The 13,159-nt window shown below is 70.8% G+C and carries 8 protein-coding genes and 1 riboswitch; of the genes, 4 read left to right on the forward strand and 4 right to left on the reverse strand.

Translation table 11 applies throughout. From position 1 onward, the window contains the following. Nucleotides 1–19: 19 nt before the first annotated feature. Nucleotides 20–1,294 (reverse strand): LolA family protein, encoded by a 1,275-nt coding sequence (locus ACZ4AA_RS31965; RefSeq protein ID WP_467610517.1) that lies wholly within the window; start codon nucleotides 1,292–1,294, stop codon nucleotides 20–22. Between the two features lie 344 nt (nucleotides 1,295–1,638). On the opposite strand from ACZ4AA_RS31965, the gene ACZ4AA_RS31970 reads away from it, so the two are divergent. Beyond that, the gene (locus ACZ4AA_RS31970) at nucleotides 1,639–2,241 is read left to right on the forward strand and encodes a hypothetical protein (protein ID WP_467610519.1); all 603 of its coding nucleotides are present in this window, start codon (nucleotides 1,639–1,641) and stop codon (nucleotides 2,239–2,241) included. Nucleotides 2,242–2,607: 366 nt separating this feature from the next. Here ACZ4AA_RS31970 and ACZ4AA_RS31975 read toward each other — a convergent pair whose 3' ends face one another. After that, nucleotides 2,608–3,618, reverse strand: coding sequence for a polyprenyl synthetase family protein (locus ACZ4AA_RS31975; protein WP_451406308.1), 1,011 nt, complete (start codon nucleotides 3,616–3,618; stop codon nucleotides 2,608–2,610). A gap of 462 nt (nucleotides 3,619–4,080) precedes the next feature. Between ACZ4AA_RS31975 and ACZ4AA_RS31980 the strand changes: the two genes are divergently transcribed. Continuing rightward, nucleotides 4,081–6,114, forward strand: a complete 2,034-nt coding sequence (locus ACZ4AA_RS31980; protein ID WP_467610521.1) for a CocE/NonD family hydrolase — start codon at nucleotides 4,081–4,083, stop codon at nucleotides 6,112–6,114. An 829-nt stretch (nucleotides 6,115–6,943) separates the two neighbouring features. Further along, a riboswitch (cyclic di-AMP (ydaO/yuaA leader) is annotated at nucleotides 6,944–7,104 on the forward strand. Nucleotides 7,105–7,107: 3 nt separating this feature from the next. Next, the gene (locus ACZ4AA_RS31985) at nucleotides 7,108–7,884 is read left to right on the forward strand and encodes a transglycosylase SLT domain-containing protein (protein WP_467610523.1); all 777 of its coding nucleotides are present in this window, start codon (nucleotides 7,108–7,110) and stop codon (nucleotides 7,882–7,884) included. 122 nt (nucleotides 7,885–8,006) lie between these two features. On the opposite strand, the gene ACZ4AA_RS31990 is transcribed toward ACZ4AA_RS31985, so the two are convergent. After that, nucleotides 8,007–8,816 (reverse strand): HAD family hydrolase, encoded by an 810-nt coding sequence (locus ACZ4AA_RS31990; protein ID WP_467610525.1) that lies wholly within the window; start codon nucleotides 8,814–8,816, stop codon nucleotides 8,007–8,009. A gap of 712 nt (nucleotides 8,817–9,528) precedes the next feature. Between ACZ4AA_RS31990 and fahA the strand changes: the two genes are divergently transcribed. Next, a complete protein-coding gene (fahA, locus tag ACZ4AA_RS31995; RefSeq protein ID WP_467610527.1) occupies nucleotides 9,529–10,758 on the forward strand; it encodes a fumarylacetoacetase in 1,230 nt (409 codons plus the stop codon). An 88-nt stretch (nucleotides 10,759–10,846) separates the two neighbouring features. On the opposite strand, the gene recQ is transcribed toward fahA, so the two are convergent. Beyond that, nucleotides 10,847–12,916 (reverse strand): DNA helicase RecQ, encoded by a 2,070-nt coding sequence (gene recQ, locus ACZ4AA_RS32000; protein ID WP_467610685.1) that lies wholly within the window; start codon nucleotides 12,914–12,916, stop codon nucleotides 10,847–10,849. Between the last annotated feature and the right edge of the window lie 243 nt (nucleotides 12,917–13,159).

Genomic DNA, 13,159 nt, shown 5'->3' on the forward strand with positions numbered 1-13,159 from the left:
CGGAATGGTCGGGCAGGCCCTAGTGGGCCGCGTTCGCGGCCTTCACGAGTGCGGCCTTGGTGACGGCGCCGGCGTACACCTTGCCGTCGTCCGTGATCAGCGCGTTGATCAGGCGGGTCGAGTAGACCGTGCCCGAGCCGAACGTGCCGGTCACATGGTCGCCGAGGGAGTTCAGGAACCCGTCGACGTTGCTGTTGCCGGTCGAACCGGACGCGCCCGAGGGCACACCCTTGCCTCCGGTGTTGAGGACGACGATCGAGTTCCAGCCCTTGCCGATCGTCTGCGGACCGCCGAGTCCTTCGGCGGTTGTCCCGTGACCCTTCGGCGCGCCCTTCTCCACGTGCTTGGGCTCGGCGCCCCCCGGGCCCTTGGACGCGTCGCCCTTCGCGCCCTTCAGCGTGTCGCCCTCGGTGACCTTCGCGCCCTTCGGCGGGGTGAAGGCGAACGTCGAGGCGGCCGGCCGGGAGAAGTCGACCTGGGTGAAGCCCGCGTCCACGACGGCCGCGCCACCGCTCGCCGGGGTCAGCGTGAACTTCAGCGGCAGCCCCGTCCTCGCGTCCACCGCGATGCTGATCGCACCGACCGTCGTACCGGACTGCCGGGGCTTGATGACCAGCTTGTAGGCGTCGCGGCCCGCGACGTGCGCCGTGCCGTCGACCTTCACGGAGGTCGTGTCGTCGACGGACTTGAGCACCTCGTCGGCGAAGTCCTTGGGCGTGGCGGGGACATCCCGCGGCGCCTTGCCCCCGGTCTTCTCGCCGTCGTGCCCGGACGCGGCGGACGTCGAGTGGAAGACCTCGTTCGACTTGCTGTCGTACCCCCACACGTCCTTGCCGTCGTGGATGACGCTGTACTCGGCGGCGTTGTCCAGCAGGGAGACCTTGCCCCGGTCCGGTCCGTCGGCCGCCACGCGCAGCGTGTGCGTGCCCGAGGCCAGTTCGAGGAGCTTGGACTGCGGGTCGGCGGACGAGCCGCCGTGGCCCCCCGCCGCGCCGGACAGCAGGCCGCTCTCCAGACCGCCCAGGTCGGGCAGTCCCAGATCGGTGCTGATCTTGACCGTGCCGGACAGCTGCTGGACGTCCGACTGGGCGATCTTCTCGATGAGTTGCTGCGCGGTGACCTTCGGAAGGTTCGGGTCTCCGGAGTCGGCGAGCGCCGGGACGAGTCCGATCGTCGCCGCCGCCACCCCCACCACCGCGACCGGAACGACGTACCGCGCGGCCTTGCGTCGACCGTCGAGCCTGTCGTCGGCCTCCGTGGCCCTCGCGCTGTCGTCGGATTCGTACGGTGTCATGTGTGCCTTACCTCCGTCGTCGGCGGCGGCCCTGCCCTCGTTCCGTGCTCCACCCCTAAGCCGCCATTCTCACCCGGACCGGTGAGGAGTGGTGTTCTCCATCTGACCAAATACGGCGGAAGAACGCGTCAACCCGCGGGCTCAACTCCGCGTAGTCCTGCGGTATGACGTGAGACGGCGTACCTCCCCGCGACCCGTAGGGGTCGCCCCTTCCCCCGCCCGTGTCACCCGGAAGACATCAAACACCTCGGTCATTCGAGTAAAAAACGGTGCGAATCCGTACTTACGGGTGGCAGCGATCGGATCGCACAGCTCTCCAGGGATCGAAGGATCGAGGGATCGCCATGCATGCCATCAGGCACGTCACGGGATACGCCGCCATGGGCGCCGCCGCCCTGGCACTCACGCTCGCCGGATGCGGAGGAGGGGGCGGAGGAAGCGGCAGCAGTAGCAGCAGCGGGACCGGCACCCCGCAGAGCAGCGGCTCGGCACAGAAGGCCGGCACGGGATCGGCGACGTCGATGCTGACCACCGCGAAGGTCGCGAAGCTGGGCACGGTCGTGACCGACGGCAAGGGGTTCGTCCTGTACCGCTTCGACGCGGACTCGGCGAACCCGACCAAGGTCAGCTGCTACAGCACCTGCGCCGCGCTCTGGCCCGCGGCCACGACCACCACCCAGGGCTCGGTGACCACGAAGGGCATCGACAAGAGCCTGGTCTCCACGGTGAAGCGCAACGACGGCAGCACCCAGATCACCCTCGCCGGCTGGCCCCTCTACCGGTACGCCAAGGACGACGCGCCGAAGGAGCCGTACGGGCAGGGAGTGGACGGAACATGGTGGGCCGTCACGCCCAGCGGAGCGAAGATCACCACACCCGTCTCGACGTCCTCGGCACCGGCCCCGTCCAGCTCGGGCACGAGCACGGGAGGCGGCGGAGGGTACTGACGGTGCTGACGGCGCCCCCGGTCACCAGGAGCACGGGCGGCCCGGGAGAGGGGCGCCGACGGTTCGGGGCGGCCCGAGGGGGGCGCTGACGGTTCGGGCCTGCCCTGAGACGTACGCCGACAACTCGGGCCGCCCCGGAGACCGGCGCTGACCGCTCCGGTCGACCCGGTGAAACGTGGTGATCGGCGGGCCGGCGTCTCAGCCGGCCCGATGGGGCGTGGTGATCAGCCCGGTCGGAGTCTCAGCGCGCCCGATGGACACGGAGATCGGTGGGTCGGCGCGTCAGCCGGCCGGATGGGCACGGTGATCGGCGCGGCGGCGCGTCAGCCGGCCCGATGGCCACGGAGATCGGCGGGGGCCGGCACCTCAGCCGGCCCGGTGCACCACCGCGTCCACCAGCTCCACCAGCGCGGCCTTCGCGTCGCACTCGCGCAGCGGGACCAGGGCGGCGCGGGCCTCCTCCGCGTAGCGGACGGTGTCCCGGCGTGCCTGCTCCAGCGCGGGGTGCTCCCGCAGCCTGGCCAGCGCCTCCGCGTGCCGCGCGTCGTCCGTCAGGTCGGAGTCGAGCAGCTCGCACAGCGCGATGTCCTCGGCGAGTCCCAGGCGCTCCGCGCGCTCGCGCAGCCGCAGCACCGGCAGCGTGGCGATGCCCTCGCGCAGATCCGTCCCCGGCGTCTTGCCGGACTCGTGCGAGTCGGACGCGATGTCGAGGACGTCGTCCGCGAGCTGGAACGCGACGCCCAGCCGCTCTCCGTACTGCGTGAGCACGTCCACGACCGTCTCGTCGGCGCCGGACATCATCGCGCCGAACCGGCACGCGACCGCGACCAGCGATCCGGTCTTGCCGCCGAGCACGTCGAGGTAGTGATCGACCGGGTCGCGGCCGTCGCGCGGTCCCGCGGTCTCCAGGATCTGTCCGGTCACCAGGCGCTCGAACGCCTCGGCCTGGATCCGGACGGCCTCGGGCCCGAGATCGGCCAGGATGTACGAGGCACGGGCGAACAGGAAGTCGCCGGTGAGGACGGCCAGCGAGTTGCCCCAGCGCACGTTGGCACTGTCCACCCCGCGCCGGACCTCGGCCTCGTCCATGACGTCGTCGTGGTACAGCGTGGCGAGATGGGTCAGCTCGACGACCACGGCCGAGGGCACGACACCCGGCGCGTAGGGGTCACCGAACTGGGCGGCGAGCATCACGAGCAGCGGCCTGAACCGCTTCCCGCCGGCCCGCACGAGGTGCTGGGCGGCTTCCGTGATGAACGGGACCTCGCTCTTGGTGGCTTCGAGCAAACCCTCCTCGACAGCCGCCAATCCGGCCTGGACATCGGCTTCGAGAGCCTGGTCCCGCACGCTCAGCCCGAACGGCCCGACGACGGTCACGAGAGGTTCTCCTGTCTGCTGACGATCACATGGCGAACTCGGTCGATCATTCGGTCGATGACACGGTTTGTCGATGTGTCGCTGCCATCACTCAAGTCAGCGTATCCGGTCACGTTTCGATCACCACGAGCGCCCACCGTCCCCCGGCCCACTTCGCTCCGCCAGGCGGTATGCGGGAGTACACCCGGAAGGCATACGGGAAGCACCTGCGTGTCCCAACGGCGGGTACCCCGGTTCACGGGCGCCTCCCGATCACGGGCGGTATGTTCATGATCAGATGATGTGAACCGATATGCGATGAGATGCGAGGGATTACCCCGGAAGAGATGACTGTGCCCCACGGCTTCACCCGTCCCCCCGCACGGCCGGGACCCGACGGACCGTTCCGCGCCCGGCCGGGACCCGACGGCCCCCTTCCCGGGCCGTGCCGCACGATGCATTTCGTCCACCGAGGTGACGCTCATGCACATCCGTACGTCCTTCCCCTACGAGACCACTCATGAGGACGTCCTCGTCCCTCTCCCGGACGGCACCCGTCTGTACGCCCGGATCTGGCGGCCGCTGACCGAGGAGCCCGTCCCGGCGCTCCTGGAGTACCTCCCGTACCGCCTGACCGACGCGACGGCCCCGAGCGACCAGCAGCGCCACCCCTGGTACGCCGGGCACGGCTACGCCTCCGTCCGCGTCGACGCGCGCGGCCACGGGAACTCGGAGGGCGTGCCGGGGGACGAGTACCCGGGGACCGAGCCGGACGACGGGGTGGAGGTGGTCTCCTGGCTGGCCGCCCAGCCCTGGTGCACCGGCCGGGTCGGCATGTTCGGGATCGCGTGGGGCGGCCTCCACTCCCTTCGCGTCGCGGCCCGCGCGCCCGGGCCGCTCAAGGCGGTCGTCACGGTCTGCTCGGCCGACGATTTCTCTGATCTCTCCGACCTCTCGCACCGCTCCGACCTCCATGACAACGACGCACACCGTGCGGGAGGTTCCTTTCCCGCCGTCGGCACACACGCCCGGGCGGCCGCCCGGCTCGCCTTCGCCGCCCGCCCGCCGGACCCCGCGCACGTGGGCGAGGGGATGTGGCGGGACATGTGGGAGAAGCGACTGGAGGCGGCCGTCCCCTGGATGCACACCTGGCCGACACACCGGACCGGGGATCCGTACGGGCGCCACGACGGCGTTCGCGAGGAGTACGGGGACGTCCGCGCGGCGGTCCTCGCGGTCGGCGGCTGGCACGACCCGCACCGCGACACGGTGCTGCGCCTGGTGCGGAACCTGCCACCGGATCGCGTACGAGGACTCATCGGCCCCTGGTCCCGCCAGTACCCGGACCGCGACCTGCCGCCCGGACCGGCGATCGGCTTCCTCCAGGAGACGCTGCGCTGGTGGGACCACTGGCTCAAGGGCGAGGAGACGGACGCGCTCTCCGTCCCCCTGCTGCGCTCGTACGTGATGGACGCGCACCCTCCGGCGACCGTGTACGAGCGGATCCCAGGCCGCTGGGTGGGCGACCCCGCCTGGCCCTCACCCTCGGTGACCCCGGTCGCGTACGCGCTCCAGGGCACCCCGGTGCCGGTGCGGTCCCCACAGCACACGGGGGTCGACGCGGGCCGCCCCTTCCCGTTCGGCGACGACGCCGACCTGCCGCCGGACCAGCGGGAGGAGGACGCCCGGTCGGCCTGTTTCGAGTTCGAGGTGCCGGAGGAGACCTGGCTGCTGGGCCGCCCCCGGGTCACTCTGCGGCTGACCTCCATGGTGCCCAGGGGTCAGGTGATCGCCCGGCTGTGCGACGTGGCGCCGGACGGGGCGTCCACGCTCGTCACCCGGGGCGCCCTGAATCTGTCGGCGCGCCGGGGGCCCGGCCAGGCGGTTCCCTGGAGTCCTGGCGGCACGGAGCACGTGGTGTTCGACCTGGGCGCCATCGGCTACGCGTTCCCGGCCGGCCACCGCATCCGGCTGGGCGTCTCCTCCGCCTACTGGCCCTGGATCTGGCCCGAGCCGGGCTCGGAGGCGGGATTCACCCTGGAGCCGATCGGCAGCGTCCTCGAACTCCCCGTACGGACAAGGGAGTCGGACCCCTCGATCACCTTCGGCGAGCCCGAGGAGTCCGAGCCCCTCGGGGTGACCGTCTCCGCGACCCTGGACGAGCCCCGGCCGCGGCGCCTGGTGCTGCGCGACGTGGCCGCGGAGACCTGGCGCCTGGAGGTGACCCCGGGCCACGGCGGCACGCGCGTGTATCCCGACGGCCTCGAATGCACGGAGGAGGGGCGGGAGACGTACACGATCGAGACGTCGGACCCGCTGTCCGCGCTCGCTCGCTCGACCTGGTCGATCCGGCTGCACCGCCCCGACCTGCCGTGGGACGCCCGTGTCGAGACCGTCTCCGCCATGAGCTGCGACGCGCGGGACTTCATCACGACCGACGAACTCGTCTGCAAGGCCGGTGACGAGGTCGTCTTCCACCGGACCTGGGAGAAGAGGATCCCCCGCACCTCCGACTGACAGGGCACAGGCCCCAGGGAGCTTGCGGGAGGGGGAGAGGGAGGGGGCCTGCGAGGCAGGGGCTCTTGGAGCAGAGGGCTCACGAAGGCGACTCGCAGAGCAGGCGGCTCACAGAGGGGCGCTCGGAGCAGGTAGCTCGCGGAGGGGGTCCGGGGGAGAGGGCCTCAGGGCAGGACGCCCACGAGTGGGCTCGCGGGGCAGGCGACTCGCGGGGCAAGAGGCTTGCGGAGCAGGGGAGTTCACCGCACCGCATCCCGCCTGCACCTTGCCCCGCATCCCGCCCGGCACACCGCCCCCGCCTCGTCCACGCCTTGCCCGCACTCCCCCTCGTACGCCGAACACCGTTGCCACGAGCGGCACTTCACCCCGCCTCCGCCCGAACTAGGCTCGCTCACGCCCCGCACCCCCATCCTGCATCCCCCATCCCGCCTCTCGCCTCCCACCTCGCACCGGGGCGGACCCATCCGTCCCGACGTGGCCCACGCCACAATTCCCCTCCCGCAAGGGGGCACTCGGCGCCCCCGGGAGGGTCCGGCGGCGCCCGCCGGCGCGAGCGTGATGCCCGAATTACCCCTCATGCCGCGTTGATGACCTTTGGTCTCGTGAGTTGAGTCACCGGCACGTCGGGCCGCCACCTCGCGACCCGCTCGACTCAACCCCTTCGCCAAAGGCAAGTTGAGGATCCAATTCCGGCACAATCGGACTTTTTACCCTGCCCTTAACCAGGAGAAAGCGATCTTCGCGGTCAAATCTCGTCTTGTTTCGGACATGTGCTCTCGCATACGTTCTGGTCGACCCCGGGCGGATCGCCGAATCCTGCCGCCGCCCGGAAACCCATCGACCCACGCACGGCAGGAGCGGGGGAACCACAGGTAAGCCGCCGATCCGGACATACCGGACCGGCTTGGGGTGAAGCCGTGCCTACAGCGCGGCCGGGCATCTCCCGCCCGAACCCGACAGCTCACCTCGCAGGCGTCGGAGAGGACATTCGTCATGCCCGTACGAGGCAAGCACCGCAGCAAGAAGGCCAACGTCATCACCCGCGGCATGATCGCCGCCGGAACGGGTGGCATCGCCCTCGCCCTCCCGCTCGTGAGCGCGACCGGCGCCAGCGCCGCCACCCCGGCGCAGGCCCCCCAGATCGCGAAGACGGCCCACACCGCGGTGGTCCCCAACGTGCAGCTCGTCACCTACAAGGTCGTCGCCGGCGACACCCTGTCCAAGGTGGCGCAGAAGTACCCCAAGAGCGGTGGCTGGAAGAAGCTGTACGCGGCGAACCGCGCGGTCATCGGCGACAACCCCGCCCTGATCCGCCCGGGCCTGAAGCTGACCGTCGGTACGAAGTCGCTGGGCTCGACGACCGTCCGCACCACGGCGAACGCGACCTCCGCCGTCGCCAAGACCACGACGGCCACGGCCAAGGTCACCCAGGCCTCCGCCAAGACCTACAGCAACAACCTCGACGGCTGGATCAAGGAATCCCTCGACGTCATGGCCAAGGCGGGCATCCCCGGCAGCTACGACGGCATCTATCGCAACGTGATCCGTGAGTCCTCCGGCAACCCCAACGCCATCAACAACTGGGACTCCAACGCCGCCGCGGGCATCCCCTCCAAGGGTCTGCTCCAGGTCATCGACCCCACCTTCCAGGCGTACCACGTCGCCGGCACGTCGATGAACATCTACGACCCGGTCGCGAACATCACCGCCGCCTGCAACTACGCGGCCAAGACCTACGGCTCCATCGACAACGTCAACGGCGCCTACTGATCCACCCCGCACCCTCGCACTTCCCCCGCACCCGCCCACGGCTCCTTCTCGGACCGTCGACGGGTGCGGGTGCGTTGCGGGCGAGAGCGCTCTCGCTCCCGTCACGGTCACGCCGGTCGCGGTCAGAAGCCGAAGAGGCGCTCCAGCACCACCGCGATCCCGTCGTCCTCGTTCGACAGCGTGACCTCGTCGGCCACCGCCTTCAGTTCCGGATGGGCGTTGGCCATCGCCACACCCCGGGCCGCCCAGTCGAACATGGGGATGTCATTGGGCATGTCCCCGAACGCGAGCGTCCCGCACGGGCTGAGTCCGAGGTGCGCCGCGGCGAGAGCGAGCCCCGTCGCCTTGGTCACCCCGCATGGCTGGAGTTCGACGGTGCCGGGCCCCGACATGGTCACCGTCGCCAGCGAACCGACCACTTGCCGTGCCGCCGACGCCAACTCGTCGTCGGACAACGAGGGATGGCGGAGCAACACCTTGCTGATCGGCTCGGCCCAGAGGTCGTCCCGGCGCGGCACCCGCACCGCCGGCAGCGTCGGATGCGGCATGACGTACCCCGGCTCGATGAGCGTCAGGCCGTCCACGCCGTCCTGGTCGACCGCCGCGTACAGCATCCCGACCTCCGCCTCGATCTTGCCGAGCGCCGTCTCCGCCAGCTCTCTCTCCAGGGTCACCGACCAGAGCATGCGGTCCGTGGCGGCGTCGTAGAGCTGCGCCCCCTGTCCGCACACCGCCAGTCCCTCACCGCCGAGTTCATCGAGAAACGGTCGCACGCGCGGCGCGGGTCGGCCCGTGACCACGAGATGCCGGGCACCTGCCCGGGTCACTTTCGCCAACGCGGCGCGTGACCGGTCGGAGAGTGTGTCGTCGCCGCGCAGCAGCGTTCCGTCCAGGTCAGTGGCGATGAGTGAATATGCAGTCGGAGCGGCCATGATCCGAAGAATACGGATCCCACGACTCATCGGCCCGGCGTGAACCGGACGACGTCCGGTATCCCGTCTGCAACGCCGTTCACCGCACGGCGGTAAGCGCGTTGCGACCGATTCGGATCACCCAGGGTCCGCTTCCGCCCACACCGACTTTCCCGAACACGACCGACCACAACGCCCCAACACCCGCTGGATACAAGGCAAACAGCATCGCCCTCCTCTCAACATGCCTTCGCTACAGCCGAATTAGCGATCCGGAGCAATGCCGGATCGTGTGACGGACACGAGCTCCGCCACGCATCCCAGCGCGTCGTTGGCCCCTGGGGTGCCCGCTCGGCGCGAAGCCGGCACCCAGGCCGACGCCAAGGGAAGCCCGGGAAGAATTCCGACGAAGCCCGCCCGAGGGAACCCGCCGAAGCCCGCCCGAGGAACCCGGCGACCCGCTGGAGGGAACCCGGCGAAGCCCGACGACGCCCCTCACGGCGGTGCCCCGCGAGGGCCTGTCACGGCGGCCCGCGAGGGGCACTCCAGGCGATGAACCGAGCCGCGCCAAGCCGCAATCACCGCACCCGACACGGCCAATTCGGACATTGCGCACTCTTTAGGCCCTGCCACAGCAGGGGCCCTCCCCCGTAACGTGTGCCCCGACCACATGAAGTGCGTGGAACGCATGGATCACATGGCGAGTACGAATCCGAAAGCGAGGCACCAACCGATGCCCCCCTTCGATGTCCCCGAGGGCGATCCCTTCGGCCCGCACAACCTGCCGTACGGCGTGTTCTCCCTGACCGACCCGGCCGGCGACCCCGAGCGACGCGTCGGCGTACGGCTCGGCGACCACGTGCTCGACGCGGGCGCCGCCGCCCGCTCGCTCGGCTCCCCCTACGCCGAGCTGCTCGCACAGCCGAGCCTGGACGCGCTGCTCGCCGCGGGCCACACCGCGTGGTCCGACGTCCGGCGCGCGCTGACGGCCTGGGTCACCGTCCCGGCCCACCGGGAGACCCTCGCTCCCCATTTGCACCCCCTGTCCGACGTGACGCTGCACCTCCCGTTCACCGTCGCCGACTACGTCGACTTCTACGCCTCCGAGAACCACGCCCGGAACGTCGGCCAGATCTTCCGCCCGGACGCGGCCGACTCCCTCACGCCCAACTGGAAGCATCTGCCGATCGGTTATCACGGCCGCTCCGGCACGGTCGTGGTGTCCGGCACGGATGTCGTCCGTCCTTCGGGCCAGCGCAAGGCCCCCACGGACGCCGCCCCGGTCTTCGGCCCCTCCGTCCGCCTGGACATCGAGGCGGAGGTCGGCTTCGTCGTCGGCACCCCCTCGCGACAGGGCCGGCCGGTGCCCCTGGGCGACTACCGCGACCATGTCTTCGGCCTCTGCCTGCTCAACGACTGGTCGGCCCGCGACATCCAGGCCTGGGAGTACGTCCCTCTCGGCCCCTTCCTCGGCAAGTCCTTCGCCACCTCCGTGTCGGCGTGGATCACCCCGCTGGACGCCCTCGACGACGCCCTCGTGGCCCCGCCCGCCCGCACGCACCCCCTCCTCCCCTATCTCGACGACGCCTCCGAGGAGCCGGGCGGCTACGACCTCCGGATCTCCGTGGCCGTCAACGGCCACGTCGTCTCCGAGCCCCCCTTCTCCACCATGTACTGGACGGCCGCCCAGCAGCTTGCCCACATGACGGTCAACGGTGCCTCCCTGCGCACCGGCGACCTCTACGGCTCCGGGACCGTCAGCGGCCCCACCGAGGGCGAGCGCGGCTCCCTGCTCGAACTCACCTGGAACGGGCGCGACGCACTCGAACTCCCCGACGGCAAGCGCACGTTCCTCGAGGACGGCGACGAGGTGACCCTGACGGCCTGGGCACCCGGACCGGGCGGGACCCGGGTGGGCCTCGGCGAGGTCCGGGGCCGCATCACGCCTGCCGTCTCCCTGTAGGGGTCCCCAGGAGTCTCCCCGCGGGAGGGAACGAGGTCCGTGTCACGGTGGCCAGAACCCTGGCCACCGTGCCCCTGCCGCGAACCCGCTACATCCAGTCCTCGGGCTCCGGCTCCTGGTCAAGCCCGGACCAGTCCAGGTCCGATCCAGCAGAGGCAGAGGCAGAGGAAGAGGAAGAGGCAGAGCCCACGGCAGCGGGTACGGTCCCGGGTCTTCCGGCGGCCGGAGCGGCCGAGGGGGCCGGGGGCGCCGGGGAGGCCGCGGGCGGACCGTCGGCCAGTGAGGCGAGCACCGCGACGACGCCCTCTCCGTACGTGGCCAGCTTCTTCTCTCCCACCCCGCTGATACCGCCCAGGTCCTTCACGGAGGTGGGCCACACCGTGGCGATCTCCCGCAGCGTGGCGTCGTGGAAGATGACGTACGCCGGGACGCCCTGTTCACGGGCCTGCTCGCCACGCCAGGACCGCAGCGCCTCGAACGCGGGAACGAGTTCGGCGGGCAGCTCGGCCACGGCGGCCGCCTTGGCCTTGCGCTCGCCTCTGGAGGCCGACGACCGGGAGGTGGCCGGCTTCGGCGCCTCCTTGCGCAACGGCACATCGCGCTCGCGCCGTAGCACCGTCTCGCTGGCCTCGGTCAGCACCAGCGTCCCGTACTCGCCCTCGACCGCGATCAGCCCCTGGGCCAGCAACTGCCGTACGACACCGCGCCATTCGGACTCGGCCAGCTCCTCGCCGATACCGAAGACGGACAGCTGGTCATGGTCGAACTGGATCACCTTGGCGGTCTTCCGCCCCAGCAGGATGTCGACGATCTGGCCCGCGCCGAACTTCTGCCCCCGCTCGCGCTGGAGGCGCACCACCGTGGACAGCAGCTTCTGCGCCGCGACCGTGCCGTCCCAGGTCTCCGGCGGCGTCAGACAGGTGTCGCAGTTGCCGCAGGCCGGGGTGTCGGGGTCCTGGCCGAAGTAGGCCAGGAGCTGGGAGCGCCGGCACTGGGCCGTCTCGCACAGGGCGAGCATGGAGTCCAGATGGCTGGCGGCCCTGCGCCTGAACGCCTCGTCGCCCTCCGAACCCTGGATCATCTTGCGCTGCTGGACCACGTCCTGAAGGCCGTACGCCATCCAGGCCGTGGAGGGGAGCCCGTCACGGCCCGCGCGGCCCGTCTCCTGGTAGTAGCCCTCGACGGACTTCGGCAGGTCGAGGTGGGCGACGAACCGCACGTCCGGCTTGTCGATGCCCATGCCGAAGGCGATCGTGGCGACCACCACCAGGCCCTCCTCCCGCAGGAAGCGGGACTGGTGCGTCGCACGGGTGCCCGAGTCCAGGCCCGCGTGGTACGGCACCGCCTCGATGCCGTTGCGGGAGAGGAACTCCGCCGTCTTCTCGACGGAGTTGCGCGAGAGGCAGTACACGATGCCCGCGTCGCCCGTGTGCTCCTCGCGCAGGAAGGACAGCAGCTGCTTCTTCGGATCGGCCTTGGGGACGATCCGGTACTGGATGTTGGGGCGGTCGAAGCTCGCCTCGAAGTGGCGGGCCGCGGGCATGCCCAGGCGCTGGGTGATCTCCTTGTGCGTCGCGCGGGTGGCGGTGGCCGTGAGCGCGATGCGCGGGACGTCCGGCCAGCGCTCGCCGAGCAGCGAGAGCGCCAGATAGTCGGGGCGGAAGTCGTGGCCCCACTGGGCCACACAGTGCGCCTCGTCGATCGCGAAGACGGAGATCTTCCCGCGGGAGAGCAGATCCAGCGTGTTGTCGAGCCGCAGCCGCTCGGGGGCGAGATAGAGCAGGTCGAGTTCTCCGGCCAGAAACTCCGCCTCGACCACGCGCCGCTCGTCGAAGTCCTGCGTGGAGTTCATGAACCCGGCGCGCACGCCCAGCGCCCGCAGCGCGTCCACCTGGTCCTGCATGAGCGCGATGAGCGGGGAGACGACCACGCCCGTACCGGGTCTGACCAGGGAAGGAATCTGGTAGCAGAGGGACTTTCCGCCACCGGTCGGCATCAGGACGACGGCGTCACCGCCCGCCACGACATGCTCGACGATCGCTTCCTGCTCGCCGCGGAAGACGTCGTACCCGAAGACCCGGTGGAGGGTTGCCCGCGCCTCGCTCTCGCCCGGCTTCTCCGTCGCGTCCGCTCCGGTCATCACACCCGTCCCGCCCATCGTTCCGTCCCCCGTACGCCGCATCTCGACCACTGCGTCCACGATAGGGGTCCGCGCCGACAGTCCGAGAGTTGTCCACAGGCTGCGACCGGTCGGCTTCCCCGCGTACCGGCGCCCGTCGCGTCTCACTCCCCCGCGCGGCGCGCCCCGGCCGGGTTCAACCCGTTGGCCCCGCCCGCATGGCGGCGCTTCGGAGCCGAGGGCCATGCTGCTCGGGCGGGAGGAGGGGGCCCGCAGCCGACG

The organism is Streptomyces sp. NPDC024698 (genome assembly GCF_055559015.1).